This is a genomic window from Frigoribacterium sp. PvP054 (assembly GCF_040547465.1).
Lineage (GTDB): Bacteria > Actinomycetota > Actinomycetes > Actinomycetales > Microbacteriaceae > Frigoribacterium.
The window spans coordinates 494,881-514,438 of record NZ_JBEPPU010000001.1 but is presented as its reverse complement, the minus strand read 5'-3'; the positions used below and the strand labels follow the sequence as shown (position 1 = coordinate 514,438).

The 19,558-nt window shown below is 71.8% G+C and carries 17 protein-coding genes; 12 read left to right on the top strand and 5 right to left on the bottom strand.

Translation table 11 applies throughout. The features are described 5' to 3' along the window. Window positions 1–70: 70 nt before the first annotated feature. The gene (locus tag ABID81_RS02300) at window positions 71–1,261 is read right to left on the bottom strand and encodes an ROK family transcriptional regulator (protein WP_354593211.1); all 1,191 of its coding nucleotides are present in this window, start codon (window positions 1,259–1,261) and stop codon (window positions 71–73) included. 217 nt (window positions 1,262–1,478) lie between these two features. On the opposite strand from ABID81_RS02300, the gene ABID81_RS02295 reads away from it, so the two are divergent. The 8 genes from ABID81_RS02295 (at window position 1,479) to ABID81_RS02260 (ending at window position 10,001) form a co-directional block, all read left to right on the top strand. Further along, window positions 1,479–2,222 carry a sugar phosphate isomerase/epimerase family protein gene (locus ABID81_RS02295; protein WP_354593210.1) on the top strand — a complete coding sequence of 248 codons (744 nt, stop codon included), beginning with the start codon at window positions 1,479–1,481 and terminating at the stop codon, window positions 2,220–2,222. Further along, window positions 2,219–3,367 carry a Gfo/Idh/MocA family protein gene (locus ABID81_RS02290; RefSeq protein ID WP_354593209.1) on the top strand — a complete coding sequence of 383 codons (1,149 nt, stop codon included), beginning with the start codon at window positions 2,219–2,221 and terminating at the stop codon, window positions 3,365–3,367. The genes ABID81_RS02295 and ABID81_RS02290 overlap by 4 nt, the downstream gene beginning before the upstream one ends. A gap of 186 nt (window positions 3,368–3,553) precedes the next feature. Further along, window positions 3,554–4,879 (top strand): ABC transporter substrate-binding protein, encoded by a 1,326-nt coding sequence (locus tag ABID81_RS02285; protein WP_354593208.1) that lies wholly within the window; start codon window positions 3,554–3,556, stop codon window positions 4,877–4,879. Window positions 4,880–4,955: 76 nt separating this feature from the next. Beyond that, entirely contained in the window at window positions 4,956–5,951 is a 996-nt protein-coding gene (locus tag ABID81_RS02280; protein ID WP_354593207.1) for a carbohydrate ABC transporter permease, read from the top strand. Further along, complete coding sequence (locus tag ABID81_RS02275; RefSeq protein WP_056257769.1) at window positions 5,944–6,783, top strand: carbohydrate ABC transporter permease; 840 nt, start codon at window positions 5,944–5,946, stop codon at window positions 6,781–6,783. The genes ABID81_RS02280 and ABID81_RS02275 overlap by 8 nt, the downstream gene beginning before the upstream one ends. 11 nt (window positions 6,784–6,794) lie before the next feature. Then, entirely contained in the window at window positions 6,795–7,952 is a 1,158-nt protein-coding gene (locus tag ABID81_RS02270; RefSeq protein WP_354593206.1) for a Gfo/Idh/MocA family protein, read from the top strand. A 54-nt stretch (window positions 7,953–8,006) separates the two neighbouring features. Next, window positions 8,007–9,020 (top strand): sugar phosphate isomerase/epimerase family protein, encoded by a 1,014-nt coding sequence (locus tag ABID81_RS02265; RefSeq protein WP_354593205.1) that lies wholly within the window; start codon window positions 8,007–8,009, stop codon window positions 9,018–9,020. Between the two features lie 15 nt (window positions 9,021–9,035). Further along, the gene (locus ABID81_RS02260) at window positions 9,036–10,001 is read left to right on the top strand and encodes a TolB-like translocation protein (protein ID WP_354593204.1); all 966 of its coding nucleotides are present in this window, start codon (window positions 9,036–9,038) and stop codon (window positions 9,999–10,001) included. Window positions 10,002–10,037: 36 nt separating this feature from the next. Here the strand turns inward: ABID81_RS02260 and ABID81_RS02255 are convergent, their stop codons facing one another. Both ABID81_RS02255 and ABID81_RS02250 read right to left on the bottom strand, forming a co-directional pair. Then, a complete protein-coding gene (locus tag ABID81_RS02255) occupies window positions 10,038–10,706 on the bottom strand; it encodes an ABC transporter ATP-binding protein (protein WP_354593316.1) in 669 nt (222 codons plus the stop codon). A 146-nt stretch (window positions 10,707–10,852) separates the two neighbouring features. Then, the gene (locus ABID81_RS02250; protein WP_354593203.1) at window positions 10,853–12,421 is read right to left on the bottom strand and encodes an ABC transporter permease; all 1,569 of its coding nucleotides are present in this window, start codon (window positions 12,419–12,421) and stop codon (window positions 10,853–10,855) included. Between the two features lie 165 nt (window positions 12,422–12,586). On the opposite strand from ABID81_RS02250, the gene ABID81_RS02245 reads away from it, so the two are divergent. The 4 genes from ABID81_RS02245 (at window position 12,587) to rplL (ending at window position 16,135) form a co-directional block, all read left to right on the top strand. Next, window positions 12,587–13,345 carry a response regulator transcription factor gene (locus ABID81_RS02245; protein ID WP_488628686.1) on the top strand — a complete coding sequence of 253 codons (759 nt, stop codon included), beginning with the start codon at window positions 12,587–12,589 and terminating at the stop codon, window positions 13,343–13,345. After that, complete coding sequence (locus tag ABID81_RS02240; RefSeq protein ID WP_354593202.1) at window positions 13,342–14,946, top strand: sensor histidine kinase; 1,605 nt, start codon at window positions 13,342–13,344, stop codon at window positions 14,944–14,946. Before ABID81_RS02245 ends, ABID81_RS02240 begins: the two co-directional genes overlap by 4 nt. 241 nt (window positions 14,947–15,187) lie before the next feature. Next, the gene (gene rplJ, locus ABID81_RS02235) at window positions 15,188–15,703 is read left to right on the top strand and encodes a 50S ribosomal protein L10 (RefSeq protein ID WP_354593201.1); all 516 of its coding nucleotides are present in this window, start codon (window positions 15,188–15,190) and stop codon (window positions 15,701–15,703) included. 48 nt (window positions 15,704–15,751) lie between these two features. Continuing rightward, complete coding sequence (gene rplL, locus ABID81_RS02230) at window positions 15,752–16,135, top strand: 50S ribosomal protein L7/L12 (protein WP_123518753.1); 384 nt, start codon at window positions 15,752–15,754, stop codon at window positions 16,133–16,135. Between the two features lie 170 nt (window positions 16,136–16,305). Here the strand turns inward: rplL and ABID81_RS02225 are convergent, their stop codons facing one another. Both ABID81_RS02225 and ABID81_RS02220 read right to left on the bottom strand, forming a co-directional pair. Next, a complete protein-coding gene (locus ABID81_RS02225) occupies window positions 16,306–17,745 on the bottom strand; it encodes an APC family permease (RefSeq protein WP_354593200.1) in 1,440 nt (479 codons plus the stop codon). A gap of 42 nt (window positions 17,746–17,787) precedes the next feature. After that, window positions 17,788–19,383, bottom strand: a complete 1,596-nt coding sequence (locus ABID81_RS02220; RefSeq protein ID WP_354593199.1) for a LuxR C-terminal-related transcriptional regulator — start codon at window positions 19,381–19,383, stop codon at window positions 17,788–17,790. Between the last annotated feature and the right edge of the window lie 175 nt (window positions 19,384–19,558).

The following is a 19,558-nucleotide window of genomic DNA, read 5'->3' as shown; positions in this document are numbered from 1 at the left end:
TGACGGGCGCGAGGACGACACCCGCGCCTCCCCGTGTCGCGGACGAGGGGCACGAGCCGGGCGCGGCCGGTCACACGGCGGCGGCGAGCTCGTCGATGGCGGCGGGGGAGAGCGCGTGGTGGATGGCGAGCATGCTCGCCCCCATGAGGCCGGCCCGGTCGCCCGCCCGCGAGGGGACGATGCTCAGGTGCTCGGTCGCCAGCGGCATCGACCGCTGGTAGACGACCTCGCGGACGCCGGCCAGGAGGTGCTCGCCGGCCTGGGCCATCGAGCCGCCGATCGCGATGACCGACGGGTTGATCATGTTGACGCAGGCGGTCAGCACCTCGCCGAGGTCGCGACCGGCCTGACGCACGGCCTGCACGGCGTCGAGGTTGCCCGCCCGGACGAGCTCGACGACCTCGCGGCCGCCCTCGCAGTCGTGGCCCAGGGCCCGCAGCGACGCGGCGAGGGCCGGGCCGGAGGCGACGGCCTCGAGGCAGCCGACGTTGCCGCAGTGGCAGACGACCCCGGCCCCGCGGGGGATCTGCACGTGGCCGATGTCACCCGCGATGCCCTGCGCCCCGCGCTGCAGGCGCCCGCCCGAGATGATGCCCGAGCCGATGCCGGTCGCGACCTTCACGAAGAGGAAGTGGTCGGTGCCGGGCCACGCGTGGCTGCGTTCGCCGAGGGCCATGATGTTGACGTCGTTGTCGACGAGGACGGGCACGTCGAGGTGGCGGCGCACCCACCCGGGCACGTCGAAGCCGTCCCAGCCGGGCATGATCGGCGGGTTGACGGGTCGGCCCGTGCCGAACTGGACGGGGCCGGGCAGCCCGATGCCGACGCCGATGAGGTCGTCGCGGGTGCGTCCGAGTCGGTCGAGCAGGGCGTCGGCCCCGGTCACCATGCCCCCCAGGGTGGCCTCGGGCCCGTCGGCGATGTCGATCAGGCGGCGGTCGCTGGTCAGCTCGACCCCCATGAGGTCGGTGAGGGCGAGGTTGACGTGGCCGGCCCCGAAGTCGGCGGCCAGCACGACCCGGGCCGAGGGGATGAGGGCGACCCGCGAGGGCGGTCGCCCGCCGGTCGAGACGGCGTCGGCGAAGGGGCCGACGAGCCCCAGTTCGGCGAGGACGTCGAGGCGCAGGCCGATGGTCGACCGGGCGAGACCGGTCATCGCCGCCAGCTCGGCGCGGGTGCGCGGCGCGCCGTCGCGGAGCAGCTGGAAGATCTCGCTGGCCCCGGTGCTGCCGAGGGCAGACGACCGCGTCGTGTCGGACATGGCAGCAGTAAACCACAGGGCTCGACGGCAGCCGAGAGAAGCCCGCCGAAAAAACGACGACTTTTGCTTGCGGGTCGACAGAAGCGGTCCTATGGTGAGTCTCGGTCGACGCCGACCGCCACTCTTCCGGGGGTGACCGGTCGACGGCTCGACCGCTGAGAGTCCCCGACGGTGCCCGTCACCGCCGCACATCCACTCGGAAGAGGAGACACCCCTGGTGACCACCGCAAGCCCGATCTCGGTCCAGCTCTACACGGTCAGAGACGCCATCGCCGCCGACCTGCCCGGCACCCTGCAGCGCATCGCCGACCTCGGCTACACCCAGGTCGAGCCCTACGCGTTCGTCGACCGCGTCGACGAGTACGCCGAGGCCCTGCCGGCCGCCGGGCTCACCGCGCCCAGCGCGCACGTCGGCCTGATCGGCAAGGACCTCGAGCCGATCTTCGCCGCCGCCACCCGCCTCGGCGTCGGCACGATCATCGACCCGCACATCGACGAGACCCGGTGGGTCACCCGCGAGGACGTCGAGGCGATCGCGGCGGAGCTCGGCGGCATCGCCGACGCGGCCGCGGCCCACGACCTCACCATCGGCTACCACAACCACGCGTTCGAACTCGAGAACCTCATCGACGGCACCCCCGCCCTCGAGGTGTTCGCCGCGGCGCTGCCCGCGAACGTCGTGCTCGAGATCGACACCTACTGGGTCGAGGTCGGCGGCGTGGACGCGGCCGAGCTGCTGGCCCGCCTGGGCGACAAGGTGCAGTTCCTCCACGTGAAGGACGGCCCGAAGAACAAGAACGACGTCGAGCAGGTCGCCGTGGGCCGCGGCTCGATGCCGGTCCGCGACATCCTGCAGGCCGCGCGTCAGGCCACGCCGGTCGTCGAGCTCGACGACCACGTCGGCGACGTGTTCACGGCCCTGGCCGACAGTCTCGAGTTCTTGCAGGGGGTGCGCGCGTGAGCGACGTGACCACCGCCTCCCGGCCCGCCGTCGCGTCCGACGGCAGGACCGGCCCGGTCGGCGTCGGCGTCATCGGCGCCGGGGTGATCAGCGACCAGTACCTCGGCAACCTGACCCGGTTCCCCGACCTGAAGGTCCTGTTCGTCGCCGACATCGACCAGGACCGCGCCGCGGCCCAGGCCGAGAAGTGGGGCGTCCCCGGCAGCGGAACCGTCGCCGAGCTGCTCGCCCTCGACGAGGTCGAGATCGTCGTCAACCTGACGATCCCCGCGGCCCACGTCGAGGTCGCCCTCCAGGCCGTCGCCGCCGGCAAGCACGTCTGGGGCGAGAAGCCGTACGCGCTCGACCGCGAGAGCGGCGCGCGCCTCCTCGCCGCGGCGAAGGAGGCCGGCGTCCGGGTGGCCGTCGCCCCCGACACCTTCCTCGGCGCCGGACTGCAGACGGGCCTGCGGGTCGTCGCGCGCGGCGACATCGGCACGCCGCTCACCGGACTGGCGCTCTTCCAGGTGCCAGGGCCCGAGTCGTGGCACCCGAGCCCCGAGTTCCTCTTCGCCGACGGCGCCGGCCCCATGTTCGATGTCGGCCCGTACTACCTGACCACGCTGGTGCAGGTCTTCGGTCCCGTCGCCAAGGTCACGGCGACGGCTTCGAAGGCGCGCGACAGCCGCGTGATCGGTTCGGGCCCGAAGGCCGGCACGGTCTTCCCCGTCGAGGTGCCGACGCACGTCAGCGCCCTGCTGCAGTTCGAGAGCGGGGCCAGCGCGCAGGCCGTCTTCAGCTTCGACTCGAAGCTCGCCCGGGCCGGCTTCGTCGAGATCGCCGGCACCGAGGGGACCGCCGTGTTCCCCGACCCGAACGAGTTCGAGGGCGACACGACGGTGCACACCGGCACCGACGAACCCGCGGTCGTCGCCGCGACGGGTTCGACCTTCACGCGCGGCACCGGCGTCGCCGAGCTCGCCCAGGCGATCCGCGAGGGACGCCGCGAACGCGTGCCCGGCGAACTCGCCTTCCACGTCCTCGACGTCATGGTCTCGTTGGCCGAGTCCGCCGAGCGCGACGAGAGCGTCCGCGTCGAGTCGACCCTCGAGCCGACGCCCGAACTGCCCGAGAGCTGGGACCCCTCCGTCCCGACCCTCGGCTGACCCGGTGCGGTGCCGGCGCCTCCTCGACGCCGGCACCGGGCCTCCCCACCCGCCCCCGAGCGCACCACCCGCACGACACAGCACCACCCGCACGACACAGCACCACCCGCACGACACAGCACCACGCACCACCCCTTCCCCCACTCGATGTAGAGAAATCTCGAAGAAGAGACACCAGGAGAAGTCATGCAAACGAAGTTCCGTTGGCTCGCCGCCCTCGCGGTCGGAGCCCTTTCGGTCGGATCGATGACCGCCTGCAGCGCCTCGGGCGGCAGCGGCGACTCCGACACCATCACCTACTGGGCGAGCAACCAGGCCCCGACGGTCGAGAAGGACGCCGAGATCCTGCAGGAGAGCATCGATCGCTACACGGAGGAGACCGGGGTCAAGGTCGACCTCGAGGTCATCCCGTGGTCCGACCTCTACAACCGCATCCTCACCGCCGTCTCGAGCGGCGAGGGGCCCGACGTGCTCAACATCGGCAACACCTGGGCGGTGTCGCTGCAGTCCAGCGGTGCGTTCGTGCCGTGGGAGGGCGACGCCCTCGACCAGGTCGGCGGCCAGGACCGCTTCGTGCAGTCCAGCTTCGCGACCGGTGGTGCCGAGGGCCAGGCACCCACGTCGATCCCGCTGTACGGGCTCGCCTACTCGCTGTACTACAACACGGCCATGTTCGAGGCGGCCGGCATCACGACGCCGCCCGCCACGTGGGACGAGTTCGTCGAGGACGCCAAGAAGCTGACGGTGGACACCGACGGTGACGGCACCATCGACCAGTGGGGCGTCACGATGGCCGGGTCGAGCATCTCGAACAACTCGCACCAGGCGTTCGTCCGCGGCCTGCAGAACGACGGGGCGCTCTACGACTCCGACGGCAACCCGGACTTCGGCAACGACGGTGTCGTGAAGGGCGTCAAGGAGTGGGTCGACCTGATGGCCGTCGACAAGGTGGTCTCGCCCTCGGACGCCGAGAGCGTCAACGGTTCCGACATGGCGGCGACCTTCGCCGACGGCAAGGCGGCCATGTTCTTCGACCAGGCCCCCGACGCCAACCTCGCCGCCCGGGACTTCACGGACTACGCGGCCGCGCCGGTGCCGATGGAGTCCGCCGACGCCACCGGGCTGCTGGGCACCCAGAGCCACGTGGCCGGCATCAACGTCAGCGTGTTCGAGAACAGCGACAACAAGGCCGCCGCGATCGACTTCGTCAAGCACCTGACGAGCGACTCCGAGCAGGTCTACCTCAACAAGTCGTTCAGCTCGCTGCCCGTGGTCACGAGCGCGTACGACGACCCGGCGTTCCAGTCGGACACCATCAAGCTGAAGCAGGTCACGCTCGCCGACCACGCCCAGCCCATGCCCCTCTACCCCTCCGAGGGGCAGATGGAGACCTTGGTCGGCACCGCGATCAAGAACCTCCTCGCCACCGCAGCCCAGGGCGGTTCCGTCAGCGAGTCCGACGTCGAGTCGGCCCTCGAGGACGCGAACAGTCAGATGAGCTCGGGTCAGTAGCCCGTCCCACCGCCACCGGTGGGGGCGGTCGGTCCGAGCGACCGGCCGCCCCCGTCGAGGCCCCGAGAGGACCCTCATGACCGTCAACGTCCTGCCCCCCGCCACCGCCGTCGAGGACCTGCCGCCCGACCCGCACCAGCAGGCCCCGCTCGAGCCCGCCAAGCGCAAGAAGCACCGCTCGCCGCTCGCCTACCTGCTCGTGGCCCCGGCCGCCCTCGCCGAACTGCTCGTCCACATCGTCCCGATGGTGCTCGGCGTGTGGATCGCCTTCATCACCCTCAACCAGCTCAGCATCGCCAACTGGGTCAACGCGCCCTTCGTCGGCCTGCGCAACTTCGTCACCGCCCTCGACCCCAGCTCGCCGATCGCGGCCCAGCTCTACGGCGCCCTCGGTCGCACCGTGCTCTTCACGGTCATCGTCGTCGCCATCGCGTGGAGCATGGGCATGCTGGGTGCCGTGCTGCTCACCAGCTCGTTCAAGGGCCGCGGCATCCTGCGCACGCTCTTCCTCGTGCCCTACGCGCTGCCCTCGTACGTCGGCACCATCGCCTGGGCCTTCATGTTCAACCAGCGCGACGGGGCGATCAACCGGTTCCTGGTCGACGACCTGGGCATCCTGCAGGACCGCCCCTTCTGGTTGCTCGGCGGCAACTCGTTCTGGGCCATCGTCATCGTGACGGCCTGGCAGTTCTGGCCGTTCGCCTTCCTCATGCTGCTCGCCGCGCTGCAGAACATCCCGGGCGACGTCTACGAGGCCGCCAGCCTCGACGGCGCCAGCCTCTGGAAGCAGTTCACGCAGATCACCCTGCCCATGGTCAAGCCGGCCAACGCCGTGCTGCTGCTGATCATGAGCCTGTGGATCTTCAACCAGTTCAACGTGCCCTACGTGCTCTTCGGCCCGGCCTCGCCCGAGCAGGCGACCCTCATCTCGCCGTTGATCTACCAGCAGTCGTTCAACAACTGGAACTTCGGCCTCGGCGGTGCCATGAGCGTCATGCTCCTGGTCGTGCTTCTGATCGCGTCGGCGTTCTACATCCGCATGGTTCTGCCGAAGGGACAACACGATGATTGAGACCCGCGGGTTCAAGGTCTTCCGCTTCTTCGGGCTGGCCTTCCTGTCGCTCGTGGTGGTCGTGCCGCTCTACGTGGTGCTGACGACCTCGATCAAGCCGCTCGCCGACGTCCAGGGGCTCTTCACCTGGATCCCCAGCCGGGTGACGCTCGAACCGTACGTGCAGATCTGGCAGACCGTGCCGCTCGCCTCGTACTTCAAGAACAGCCTGATCGTCACGATCTCGGCGACGGTGCTCTCGGTCGCGATGGCCGTGCTGGCGGCGTACTCGCTGGCCCGCCTGCGGTTCAAGGGCCAGCGCAGCTTCAGCCTGGTCGTGCTCTCGACGCAGATGTTCCCGGGCATCCTGTTCCTGCTGCCGCTGTTCCTGATCTTCGTGCAGATCCAGCGGACGGTCGGCGTGCAGCTGACCGGCAGCTACCTCGGCCTGATCATCACGTACATGACCTTCTCGCTGCCGTTCTCGATCTGGATGCTGACGGGCTACTTCGCGTCGATCCCGAAAGAGCTCGAAGAGGCCTCGATGATCGACGGCACGGGTCGCCTCGGCGCGCTGTTCCGCGTCGTGATCCCGGTCGCGAAGCCCGGCATCATCGCCGTCGCGGTCTACGCCTTCATCACGGCCTGGGGCGAGGTGCTCTTCGCCTCGGTGCTCACGAGCAAGGACACCAGGACGCTCTCGATCGGCCTCCGCGCCTACGCCTCGCAGCAGGACGTCTACTGGAACCAGCTGATGGCGGCCTCGGTCGTGGTCTCGCTGCCCGTGCTGATCGGCTTCATGCTCGTCCAGAAACACCTGATCACCGGGCTGTCGTCGGGGGCCGTGAAGTGACGGAGCCGGCCGTGGCCACGGCGGTGGAGCCGGTGGGCGCCACCGCCGGCCCGGCCGGGCGGACCACGCCGAGCCGAGGAGGCGCGGTGCCGGTCGAACCCCTCCGCGTCGGCATCGTGGGCGGCGGCTTCATGGCCCGCGTGCACGCCGGGGCCGCACGGTCGGCCGGCGCCCGGGTGGTCGCCCTGGCCTCGTCGAGCGCGTCGAGCGCGGCCAGGGCGGCGGGGGTGCTCGGCGTCGACACGGCGCACGAGAGCGTCGACGACCTGGTGACCGACCCCGGCGTCGACGTCGTCCACGTCTGCTCGCCGAACGCCACGCACGCCCCGGTCGCGCTGGCGGCGCTCGCCGCCGGCAAGCACGTCGTCTGCGAGAAGCCGCTCGCGACCTCGTCCGCCGAGGCGGAGGCCCTGGTCGCCGCCGCCCGCGACGGGCGCCTGGTCGGTGCGGTGCCCTTCGTCTACCGGTACCACCCGATGGTCCGCGAGGCGCGGGCACGCGTCGCCTCGGGCGAGGCGGGCCGCGTGCTGAGCGTGCGGGGCTCGTACCTGCAGGACTGGCTGCTGGACAGCACCGACGTCGACTGGCGCGTCGACTCGGCGGCGGGCGGCCCGTCGCGGGCCTTCGCCGACATCGGCAGCCACCTGGTCGACCTGCTCGAATTCGTCCTGGGCGACCGACTGGCCCGGCTGACCTCGACGACCCGGACGGTGCACGCGCACCGCGGCGGTTCGTCGGTCGACACCGAGGACGAGGCGGCCGTCGTGTTCGAGACGGCCCGCGGTGCGATCGGCACCCTCTTCGTGTCGCAGGTGGCGCCGGGTCGCAAGAACCGCCTCCTGCTCGACCTGTCGGGCACGGCCGAGAGCCTCGAGTTCTCGCAGGAGGAGCCCGAGACGCTCTGGGTCGGTCGCCGCTCGGGCACCCAGCTCGTCGCCCGCGACGCCGCGGTGCTCGCTCCCGACGCCGCGCGGTTGTCCACCGTGCCCGCCGGGCACCCGATGGGCTACGTCGACGCCTTCGCAGGGTTCGTCCGCGACGCGCACGACGCCGTCCGCGGGGGTTCGCCCGAGGGGCTGCCCACGTTCGCCGACGGCCTCCGCGCCGTGCGGGTGACCGAGGCCGTCCTCGCGTCCGCCGCCGCGCGCACGTGGGTCGAGCTGCCCTGACCCCGCCCACCCGCCGTCGCCGTCGCCCGCACCGCCGCACCCTGGAAGGACCCCATGACCGAGAGCTCGCGCCCCGTCACCCTGTTCACCGGCCAGTGGGCCGACCTGCCGTTCGACGAGGTCGCGGCGCTCGCCGCCGGCTGGGGGTACGACGGCCTCGAGATCGCCGCCTCGGGCGACCACCTCGACCTCGAGCGCGCCGACCAGGACGACGCCTACCTGCGCTCGCGCCTCGACGTGCTCGACCGGCACGGCCTGCGCGTCTGGGCGATCTCGAACCACCTGACCGGCCAGGCGGTCTGCGACGACCCGATCGACTTCCGGCACCAGGCGATCGTGCGGCCGTCCACCTGGGGCGACGGCGAGCCCGAGGGCGTCCGACGGCGGGCCGCCGAGGACATGAAGCGCGCGGCGCGCGTCGCCCGCAAGATGGGCGTCGACACCGTCGTCGGCTTCACCGGGTCGAAGATCTGGCCGTACGTCGCGATGTTCCCGCCGGTGCCGGCGAGCGTCATCGACGCCGGTTACCAGGACTTCGCCGACCGCTGGAACCCCATCCTCGACGTGTTCGACGCCGAGGGCGTCCGGTTCGCCCACGAGGTGCACCCGAGCGAGATCGCCTACGACCACTGGACGAGCGTCCGCACCCTCGAGGCCATCGACCACCGGCCGGCGTTCGGCTTCAACTGGGACCCGTCGCACATGCTCTGGCAGGGCGTCGACACCGTGTCGTTCATCACCGACTTCGCCGACCGGATCTTCCACGTCGACTGCAAGGACACCCGCATCAAGCCGCCCACCGGCCGGTCGGGCGTGCTCGGGTCGCACCTGCCCTGGGGCGACCCGCGCCGCGGCTGGGACTTCGTCTCGACGGGTCACGGCGACATGCACTGGGAGGACGCCTTCCGTGCCCTCGACTCCATCGGCTACGACGGCCCGATCTCGATCGAGTGGGAGGACGCCGGCATGGACCGCCTGCACGGCGCCCCCGAGGCGCTGGCGTACGTCCGGTCGCTGCTCTGGCAGCGGCCGAGCGCCTCCTTCGACGCCGCCTTCTCGAACCAGTGACGGCAGACTGACCGCATGCCCCGAACCCTCCTGCCCGGACGACGCAGCCGCCTGCTCGTCGTCGACCCCGCGACCGGCGACGTCGAGGTGGTCCTCGAGAGCAGCCGCCTGCTGGTCGAGGCCCCGAACTGGAGCCCCGACGGCCGCTGGCTCGTGGTCAACGGCGACGGCCTGCTCTGGCGGCTGCCGGCCGACGCGCGCGGGGTCGACGAGGCCGCGCTCGAACCGGTGCCGATGGGCGACGTGCCCGAGATCAACAACGACCACGTGATCGTCCCCGACCAGGGTGCGGTGATCGTCAGCGCCCGCGACGGCCACCTGTACGAGGTGCCCTGGGACGGCGTCGCCCCGGGCGGCACCGCGCGCCGGGTGACCCGCGACCACCCCGCCGGGCGCAACCACAAGAACTACCTGCACGGCGTCTCGCCCGACGGCGCCACGCTCAGCGTGATCGTCGGCGCCCTGCCGGCCCCGGTCGACGACCCGGACGACGAGGAGGCGCGGGCCGGCTGGCGGACGGACGTCGCCCTGGTCTCGCGGGCCGACGGCGCCACCACGCCGGTGACCGACGACGAGCACCCGGACGACGGGGCCGAGTTCTCGCCCGACGGCGCCTGGCTGTGGACGAACTCGGAACGCGCCTCCGCGGGGGTCGCCGGTCACGCCCAGCTCTTCCGCAGCCGCCTCGACGGCGGCGACGTCGTCCAGGTGACGCACGACGAGCGGGTCAACTGGTTCCCGCACGTGTCGCCCGACGGCGGGACGCTGCTCTGGGTGTCGTTCGAGCCCGGCACGATCGGCCACCCCGAGGACCGCGACGTGGTGCTGCGCACCCTGCCGCTCGGCCCCGACGGCCTGCCCGTGCCGGGTCGGGAGCCGCACGACGTCCTCGCCCTCTTCGGCGGCCAGGGCACGATCAACGTGCCCTGCTGGGCCCCCGACTCGGGCCGCTTCGCCTGCGCGGACTACCCCCTGGGCTGACGCCGGGGCCCTGGCACGGCCCCGGCACGCCCGCGGTCAGATCTCGGTGACCCGGCCTCCCTTCAGGTGCAGCCGGCGTTCGGCCCGCCTCGCCACCGCCGAGTCGTGCGTGACGATCACCAGGGTCAGGCCGCGCTCGCGCCAGACGCCCTCGAGCAGGTCCATGATCTCGTCACGGGTCGCCTCGTCGAGCGACCCGGTGGGCTCGTCGGCGAGCAGCACCGTGGGCTCCTTGACCAGGGCCCTGGCGACGGCGACGCGTTGCTGCTGACCGCCCGAGAGCTCGACGGGCAGGTGGTCGGCGCGCTCGGCGAGGCCGACCGAGGCGAGGGCGGCGGCCGCCCGTCGACGCCGTTCGTCGCGGGGCACCGAGCCGTCGGCGAACGCCGTCTCGACGTTCTCGGCCGCCGTCAAGGTCGGGATCAGGTTGAACCCCTGGAACACGAAGCCGATCTCGCGCCCCCTGGCCGCGGCCAGGGCGTGGTCGCCGGCCTTCGACAGGTCGTGCTCGCCGAGCAGCACCGTGCCGCTCGTGGGTCGGTCCAGGGCGCCGAGCATCTGCAGCAGCGTCGACTTGCCGCCGCCGGTCGGCCCCTGGATCGCGACCATCTGGCCGGCCGGGATCTCGAGCGTGACGCCGGCCAGCGCGGTCACGGTCTTCTTCTTCTGCGAGTACGTCTTGACGACGTCGGTGAGGCGGTACATCGGTCGGTGCCCTTCGGGTGCGTGCGGTGCGGTGGGGGAGTGCCGGTCGGCGGGGGAGTGCCGCTCGGCGGGGACGTGCCGGTCGGCGGGGGACGAGGAGGCGCGGGTCGCGTCGGTCACGCCGGCCGCCCCCGCCTCGGCGCGGCTCACGCGACGCTCCGCAGCGCTTCGGCGGGGCGCAGCCGCGAGGCCCGCCAGCCGCCGATCGCGCCGGCCAGGAGGCCGCCGAGCACGGCGAGCCCCACGGCGAACAGGACGATCGTGAGCGAGACCGGGACGTGCAGCACGACGTCGGTCGTGGCCTGGACCACCTGCTGACCGAAGCCGCTGGCGGCACCGGTCGCCGCGCCTCCCTGGGTCGCCGTGCCGGCGGCCGCGGTGGCGGCGCCGCCGGGCACGCCGCCCGGGCCGCCCGCTCCGGGGCCGGACGAACTCGCGGCCGACGCCGAGAGCGTCGGGGCGATCGCGTTGACCACGACGATGCCGAGCAGGCCGACCGCGACGCCGACGACGCCGCCGATCAGGCCCTGCACGAGCGACTCGCCGGCGACCTGACGGGTGATGCGCGCGTTGCTCCAGCCGACGGCCTTCAGGGTGCCGAACTCCCTGGTGCGTCGGCCGACGCCCGAGACCGTGAACAGGACGGCGAGGGCGAACGCGGCGGCCAGCACGACGACCGAGAGCCAGGTGCCGAGGGTCGAGACCAGGCCCGAGGCGGTCGAGAGCGAACCCGAGACGCTGGACGCGAGGTCGGACTGCGTGCTGACGGTCGCGTCGGGCAGGGCGGCCTCGAGGTCGGTCTTCAGCGAGTCGACGTCGCTCGCGCTCGCGGCCGTGACGTAGACGTCGCTGATCTGTCCGGTCAGCCCGCTGACGGCCTGGGCCGTGTCGAGCGGGACGTACGTGTCGCTCGCGGTCGCCGCGTCGGACGACGTGGACGCCACGACGCCGATCACGGTGAAGTCGGTGCCGCCGATGGCGAGGGTGTCGCCGGTGGCGAGGTCGGCGCTCGTGGCGTAGGTCTGGTCGAGCACGACGACGTCCTGTCCGGCGTCGGCGGCGGTGAAGGTGCGGCCGTCCACCAGCGAGACGCTCGTGAGCGGGCCGACCGCGTCCGCGGTCACGTCGATGCCCTCGACGGCGAACTGGTCGACGTCGAACGAGCTGCCGCCCGCGCCGTCGGCCCCGCCGGTCGGAGGGGACTGCTGCGTGGCGCCCGAGTCGGTGCCGGTGCCCGGGTCGGGGGCGGTGCCCGTGCCTCCCGTGCCGCTCGTGCCGCCCTGCGAGAAGTCCGGCAGCGTGCCCGAGAAGCTCGAGGCCTGCAGGCTGAGGGTGGCGGTGGCGGCGGCGACGCCGTCGACCCCCTCGACGGTGGTGAGCGTCGAGGCGTCGAAGGTGGCCGTGCCGCGGGCCGCCGAGAGGGTGCTCTGCGCGACCTGGGTGCTGCCGCCTTCCGTGCTGCCGTCGCCCGAGCCGAAGTCGAACCGCTGGCCGGGGCCGCCGCCGTCGGTGCCGGGCTCGGCGGTCTGCGTGATCGTGACGTCGGTGCCGACGCCGTAGACGGACTCGAGCACGGACGACTGGGCGTCGCGCACGCCGGAGGCGACGCCGTTGACGATGATGACGAGGGCGATGGCGAGCGCCATGCCGATGGCGATGACGACCGTCTGCTTGCGCCTGTTGCCGAGTTCTCGGCGCAGGTAGGTGAAGAACATGGTGGGGGCTCCTTGACTGGGGCGGTGCCGGGCCGGGAGGGCCTGCCGCCGGAGCGAACCTAGGGACGAGCTCGATGAGGGGCCGATCAGCACGCCATGAGGCGGCTATGAGACATGTGCAGCCTGCTCATCGTCCGATCACAGTCCGTTCATAGGAACCGCTCGATACTTGGAGAGGTGACCACAACGACCCCCGCCACCGCTTCGGCCCCGCGCCTCACCCGTGCCGACGGAACGCCCCTCCGAGTCCTCGTCGTCGACGACGAGAACAGCCTCACCGACCTGCTCTCGATGGCCCTGCGCTACGAGGGGTGGGACGTCAAGGCCGCCTCCGACGGGCAGGCGGCGCTCGCCACGGCCCGCGAGTTCAAGCCCGACGCCATCGTGCTCGACTGGATGCTGCCCGACATCGACGGCATCCAGGTGCTCGGCCGGCTGCGCTCGAGCGGCGACGACACCCCCATCCTGTTCCTCACCGCGAAGGACAGCGTCGAGGACCGCGTGTCGGGCCTCACGGCCGGGGGCGACGACTACGTCACCAAGCCCTTCTCGCTCGAAGAGGTCGTGGCCCGCCTGCGCGGCCTGATCCGGCGGTCGGCCTCGGCCGTCAGCGAGGCCGGCGACTCACGCATCGTCGTCGGCGACCTCGTCCTCGACGAGGAGAGCTACGAGGTGACCCGGTCCGGCCGCGAGATCGAGCTGACCGCGACCGAGTTCGAGCTGCTGCGCTTCCTGATGCGCAATCCGCGGCGCGTGCTGAGCAAGGCGCAGATCCTCGACCGGGTCTGGAGCTACGACTTCGGTGGCAAGTCCAGCGTCGTCGAGATCTACATCTCGTACCTGCGCAAGAAGATCGACGTGGGCGAAGAGCCCATGATCCACACCGTGCGGGGCGTGGGTTACGTGATCAAGCCCACGTCGTGACCGATGCCCTGCCCGCCCGGGTGGGCTCGCGCCTCCGGGGCCTCGTGCGTCGGGCGCCCGGGCTCGCCGGGCCGCTCACCCTGCGCAACCGCCTGATCCTCAGCATCGTCGCCCTCGTGGTGCTGCTGACGATCGTGATCGGCGCGGTGAGCGTCGTCGCGCTCCGCAGCTCGCTCGTCGACCAGCTCGACGACGAGCTGGGCCAGGCGACGAACCGGGCCCTGAGCGGTCCGGCGGGCGGAGGGGCCGACTCCGGTCGGCCGAGCGTGTCTCCCGACGAGGCCGACCTGCTCGGGCCCCGCCAGGCGCCGGGCACCTTCACGGCCCTCGTGGTCGGCCAGCGGGTCACCGCCGCCTACAGCATCGACTCGTTCGGCGACGTCGACGACCCGGTGACGTCGGCGAACGCCGCGGCCGTCCTGTCGGTCGTCGGGTCGACCGACCCCACGACGGTCGACCTGGGCGGCGACCTCGGCTCGTACCGGGTCGAGGCGCAGCCCGTGCAGCTCGTCCCGACCTCGGGGGTCGGCACCACGACGACCTACGGCTACATCGTCGTCGGCCTGCCGATGGACAGCGTGTCGACGACGGTGACCCGCATGGTGGCCGTCATCGTGGCGATCACCGTCGTCGGCCTGGCGATCGCCATCGCCATCGCCTACGCCGTCGTCCGCAGCGCCCTGCGACCGCTCGAGCGGATGTCCGACACGGCCCTGCGGGTCGCCGAACTGCCCCTCGACCGGGGCGAGGTGGCGCTGGCGGAACGCGTCGACGACGCCGACGCCGACACCCGCACCGAGGTCGGGCGGGTCGGCGCGTCGCTCAACCGCATGCTCGGCCACGTGGCGGGCGCGCTCGAGGCCCGACAGCAGAGCGAGAACAAGGTGCGGCAGTTCGTCGCGGACGCCTCGCACGAGCTGCGGACGCCGCTCGCCTCGGTGCGCGGCTACGCCGAGCTGACCCGACGCATGAACGCCGGCCTGCCCGACGACGTCGTCTACGCCATGGGGCGCATCGAGTCCGAGTCGCTGCGCATGACCTCGCTCGTCGAGGACCTGCTGCTGCTCGCGCGCCTCGACGAGGGGCGCGACCTCGTCACGGGCGACGTCGACCTCACCCGCGTGGTGCTCGACGCCGTCAACGACGCCCACGTGGCCGGCCCGACGCACGACGTCGACGTCTACGTGCCCGACGAACCCGTGACGGTGTCGGGTGACGCCATGCGCCTGCACCAGATCGTCGCCAACCTGTTGACCAACGCGCGCACCCACACGCCCGACGGCACCCACGTGCACGTCTCGCTGACGGTCGACGACGCGTCGGGGCGGGCCGTCGTCTCGGTGGCCGACGACGGCCCCGGCATCGACGAGGCCGTGCTGCCCGTGCTCTTCGAGCGGTTCGCCCGCGCCGACAGCTCGCGCTCGCGGAAGGCCGGCTCGACCGGCCTCGGCCTCGCCATCGTCGAGGCCGTCGTCCACTCGCACGGCGGCACGGTCGACGTCGACAGCTCGGCCGCGGGGGCGACCTTCACGGTGCGCCTCCCGCTCGCGACGCCCGTCGTCGTGGACGCCCGCGACGGCGAGGAGGCGCGACTTGCGTGAACGCGCCTCCTGCGTCTACTCTGTACGAAGCCCAAGACCGCCGGTTGTGCTCGTCTGCTCGCAGACGGGTGCCGAAGGTTCTCGAGAGAGAGCGACCAGCGCAGGTGTGTGAAGTCGTTCCTCTTCTCGAAGAGATCCAGCTCCGTGCCCCTGTGCCGGAGCTTTTTTCATGCCGTCTCGTTTCGAGCAGGCGTGGTCGAGTGCCCGGGGGCTGCCGGCACACCCACGTTTTAGGAGAGCCATGGCGAACAAGGAAGCATCGGTCGCCGAGCTCACGGAGAACTTCCGTGACTCGACCGCCGTCCTGCTCACCGAGTACCGCGGTCTCACTGTTGCCGAGCTGAAAGAGCTCCGCAAGTCCATCAGTGCAGACGCGACGTACGCCGTGGTGAAGAACACGCTCAGCAAGATCGCGGCGAACAACGCCGGAATCAGCTCGTTCGACGACGAACTCGTCGGACCTTCTGCGATCGCCTTCGTCCACGGTGACCCTGTCGCCGTCGCCAAGGGCCTGCGTGACTTCGCCAAGGCACACCCCGCTCTGATCGTGAAGAACGGTTACTTCGACGGTAACCCTCTCTCGGCAGACGAGGTCAACAAGCTCGCCGACCTCGAGTCCCGAGAGGTGCTGCTGGGCAAACTGGCCGGCGCCTTCAAGGCCTCGCTGTTCGGTGCTGCGTACCTGTTCCAGGCTCCGCTCTCGCAGGCCGTCCGCACGGTCGAGGCGCTGCGCGCGAAGCAGGAAGCCGACAGCTAAGCGCTGTCGCACCAACCCCCACTTCAGCTACACAACAAGGAGAAAATCATGGCGAAGCTCACGCAGGACGAACTGATCGAGGCTTTCAAGGAGCTCACGCTCATCGAGCTCAGCGAGTTCGTGAAGAAGTTCGAAGAGGTCTTCGAGGTCACCGCTGCTGCCCCCGTGGCCGCCGCCGGTGCCGCCGGCCCCGCCGCCCCCGCCGAAGAGGTCGAGGAGAAGGACTCCTTCGACGTCGTCCTCGAGGCTGCCGGCGACAAGAAGATCCAGGTCATCAAAGAGGTCCGTGCGCTCACCAGCCTCGGCCTCGGCGAGGCCAAGGCCGTCGTCGACGGTGCCCCCAGCACCGTCCTCGAGGGCGCGAACAAGGAAGCCGCCGAGAAGGCCAAGGCTCAGCTCGAGGCCGCCGGCGCGACGATCACCCTCAAGTAGTCGGCGGGCCCTCGCGGCCCCTCGCGCTTGAGCGGCACGTCTGCTCAGCACCAGACAGAAGGCGCCACCCCTCGGGGTGGCGCCTTCTGGCGTTCCTGCGGGGGCGCTGTCAGGGCGCGTCGTCCGAGCCCGGTGACCCGCGCCTCCTCGTCGTGTCGGCGGGTGCCCGGTCAGGAGGCGCGGGCCAGCTCCGAGTGCCGGCGGCCGTACCCGAGGTACACCGCGGTGCCCACGACCATCCACACGGCGAAGGCGAGCCACGTCACCCACCCCAGCGTGACCATCAGCAAGACGCAGAAGGCGCAGCCGGCGATCGGCGTGAGCGGGTACAGCGGCACCCGGTAGGTGCGCTCGAGCTCGGGCCGGTTGCGGCGCAGCCAGATGACCGACACGTTGACGAGGGCGAAGGCGAAGAGCGTGCCGATGCTCGTCGCGTCGGCGAGGGCGCCGAGGGGGATCACCGCGGCGGCCACGGCCACCGCCCCGCCGACGATCAGCGTGCCGGCGACCGGGGTCCGCGTCCTCGGCGAGACGCGCCCGAGCACCCGGGGCACGAGACCGTCGCGGGCCATGGCGACGAAGATGCGCGTCTGCCCGTAGAGCACGGTGAGCACGACGCTGGCGATCGCGGCGACGGCCGTGACGGCGAACAGGAACGCCACCCACGGCTGGCCGGTGATGTCGGCGACGATCGTGACGAGGGTGGCCTCGCCGTCGGTGAACGACGTCCACGGCCGGGCGCCGATCGCGGCGACGGCCACCAGGATGTACAGCACCGTGATGATGACGATCGAGGCGATGATGGCGCGCGGCAGGTCGCGTCGGGCGTCGCGGGCCTCCTCGCCGGCCGTCGAGGCCGCGTCGAACCCGATGTACGAGAAGAACAGCCGCGACGCCGCGGCCGAGACCCCGGCGGCGCCCATCGGGGCGAGCGGTTCGAAGTTGCCGACGCTGAACGCGGTGAAGGCCACGGCGACGAAGAAGACGAGCAGCCCCACCTTGACCACCACCAACAGGGTGTTCACCCAGGCGCTCTCGCGGGCACCCGGCACGAGGGCGAGCGTGGCGAGCACGACGAGCACGGCCGCGGGCAGGTTGAGCACGCCGCCGGCCCCCGGCGGCTCGGCGATCGCGGCGGGCAGGGCGAGGCCGAAGACGTCGAGTGCCTCGTTGACGTACTGACCCGCGCCGACGGCGACGGCCGCGACCGAGACGGCGTACTCGAGCACGAGGCACCAGCCGCAGACCCAGGCGATGCCCTCGCCGAGGGTGGCGTAGGCGTACGAGTAGCTCGAGCCCGAGACGGGCACGCTGCCGGCCATCTCGGCGTACGACAGGGCCGAGAGCAGTGCCGCGACGCCCGCGAGCACGAACGAGATCCAGACCGCCGGCCCGGCCAACGGGACGGCGGTGCCGAGCACGACGAGGATGCCCGTGCCGAGCGTCGCCCCGATGCTGATCGCGGTGAGGTGCCAGACCCCGAGGGTGCGCCGCAGGCGCGGGCCGCCGTCGACGGCTGTCCCCTCGGCGGCGAACGCCTCGAGGGGCTTGCGCGCCCTCAGCTGGGCGACGAGGGAGGGACGGGAGGGGAGGCGGAGCTCTTCGGGCACCGCGAGAGGTTACCGTACGACCGGCACCGCACCCCGTCGTGGTCAGTCGTCGAGGTCGAGGCCCAGCTGCTTGACGCGGGTCATGGCCTCACGCCTCGAGGACGCCTGCAGCTTGCGGTAGATGCTGCGCACGTGGCTCTTCACGGTGTTGACCGAGATGAAGAGCTGGCTGCCGATCTGCCCGAGGGTCTGGCCCGTGGCCAGGTGTCGGACGATGACGAGCTCGCGGTCGCTCAGCGGCTCGGCGAGTTGCGGCACGACGTCGGCCGACGTGCCGCGCAGGCGGTCGAGCACCCCGACGATGGCGGGGGGCTGACGGCGGCCGACGGCCCGCTGCACGAGGTGCTCGAGGACGTCCTCCGGCAGGGAGGCGAAGAGCCAGATCGAGCCGTTGTGACCGGCGCTCAAGAGCGCCTGGTCGAAGGCGATGTCGCTGTGGGCGGCGTCGCCCAGGGCGAGGTGGGCGGCGGCCTGGAGCGCGTGCACCTGTCCCATGGTGCGTTCGCTGTGCAGGTCGCCGATGGCCAGGCAGGGCTCGAGCGCCTCGAGCGCCGAGTCCGGCTCGCCGGCGGCGAGGTGCACGAGGGCGAGCACGCGGCCGGGGCAGCGGATGTGGTGGTGCGACGGGGTCACCGACGACGCCAGCCGCCGGGCCTCGTGCGACTGGCCGAGGAGGCGCATGGTCTCGGCGCGCATGACGACGGCGGAGTCGGTGAGGGCGCTGTGGCCGGTGAAGCCGTCGATCGTCCGCGTGATGCGGGCGAGGAGGTCGAGCACCTCGATGTGCCGACCCTCGGACAGCAGCACGTGGGCCTCGGCGAAGAGTCCGAGGGCCTCCCAGTCGCTGCCCCGTGAGGCCTGGCGGACGTCGGTGAGCAGGCCCTCGTGGCCGCCGACGGCCTCGCCGCGTTCGAGGGCGAGGTGCACGCGGGTGATCTGCGTCAGGGCGCCGAACGAGCTGACCAGCAGGTCGGTGCCGTCGGCGAGCTCGCGGGCGAGGTCGACGTGCCGGTCGGCCAGGTCGAAGTCCCCGATCAGCATGGCGACGAAGGCGAGGGCCGAGAGGCACTCGACCCGCTCGGCGGTGCTGAGGTGGTCCTCGCCCAGCCCGTTCGCCAGGCTGAGGGCGAAGCGGGCCTGGTCGATCTCGCCGTAGTGCAGGCGGATCAGGCCGAGCTGCAGCGAGAACGAGGCGCTGAGCGAGATGCGGAGGCTGATCGACTCGGCGAGGTCGTTCTCGATCAGCGTGCGGGCGACCTCGAGGTGCTCGTGGGCCACCACGAAGTTGCCCAGGGTGCGCAGGGAGGCGCCGAGGTGGATGTGGTACCCGGCGCGGACGTCGAGGGGCAGGTCGGGGTCGGCGTCGAGGGCCTTGGCGACGCCTCGGAACCACGGCAGCGCGGCACTGCGCGAGCGTGAGCCGACCGAGCGGTGGCTCGCCGCCAGCGCGAGCAGGATGCGCGGCCTGCCGCGCCACTCCTCCTCGGGGGTGGAGCGGATCGCCTCGCGGAGGCGTGCTCCCTGGACGGGGGCGATCTGGGTCCAGCCCTGCTCGATGGCATCGAGAGCGGCCCGGTGGTCGGCGGGCTGCAGTTCGGCACTCGGTGGTTCGACGGCCGTGGGGTTCGACGTGTTCACGATGGTCCTAGCTCTGCCGCTTCGGGAGGCCCACTCGTCGGGTACGGGGGCGCGGCTGCCGGAGCCTGGTCAGGTGCACCGACATCGCCATACTAAACTGAGTGGTCTTCGCACCGGGGGATGTGTCGGGCATTGCGCCCACAACTGGGGGACGAACGGTCGTTCTACGGCGTGT

Coding starts and splice junctions, on each gene's coding strand:
- ABID81_RS02280 (WP_354593207.1), top strand. CDS start 4,956: ATGACCGTCAACGTCCTGCCCCCCGCCACCGCCGTCGAGGACCTGCCG.
- ABID81_RS02300 (WP_354593211.1), bottom strand. CDS start 1,261: ATGTCCGACACGACGCGGTCGTCTGCCCTCGGCAGCACCGGGGCCAGC.
- ABID81_RS02250 (WP_354593203.1), bottom strand. CDS start 12,421: ATGTTCTTCACCTACCTGCGCCGAGAACTCGGCAACAGGCGCAAGCAG.
- rplJ (WP_354593201.1), top strand. CDS start 15,188: ATGGCGAACAAGGAAGCATCGGTCGCCGAGCTCACGGAGAACTTCCGT.
- ABID81_RS02260 (WP_354593204.1), top strand. CDS start 9,036: ATGCCCCGAACCCTCCTGCCCGGACGACGCAGCCGCCTGCTCGTCGTC.
- rplL (WP_123518753.1), top strand. CDS start 15,752: ATGGCGAAGCTCACGCAGGACGAACTGATCGAGGCTTTCAAGGAGCTC.
- ABID81_RS02285 (WP_354593208.1), top strand. CDS start 3,554: ATGCAAACGAAGTTCCGTTGGCTCGCCGCCCTCGCGGTCGGAGCCCTT.
- ABID81_RS02265 (WP_354593205.1), top strand. CDS start 8,007: ATGACCGAGAGCTCGCGCCCCGTCACCCTGTTCACCGGCCAGTGGGCC.
- ABID81_RS02255 (WP_354593316.1), bottom strand. CDS start 10,706: ATGTACCGCCTCACCGACGTCGTCAAGACGTACTCGCAGAAGAAGAAG.
- ABID81_RS02275 (WP_056257769.1), top strand. CDS start 5,944: ATGATTGAGACCCGCGGGTTCAAGGTCTTCCGCTTCTTCGGGCTGGCC.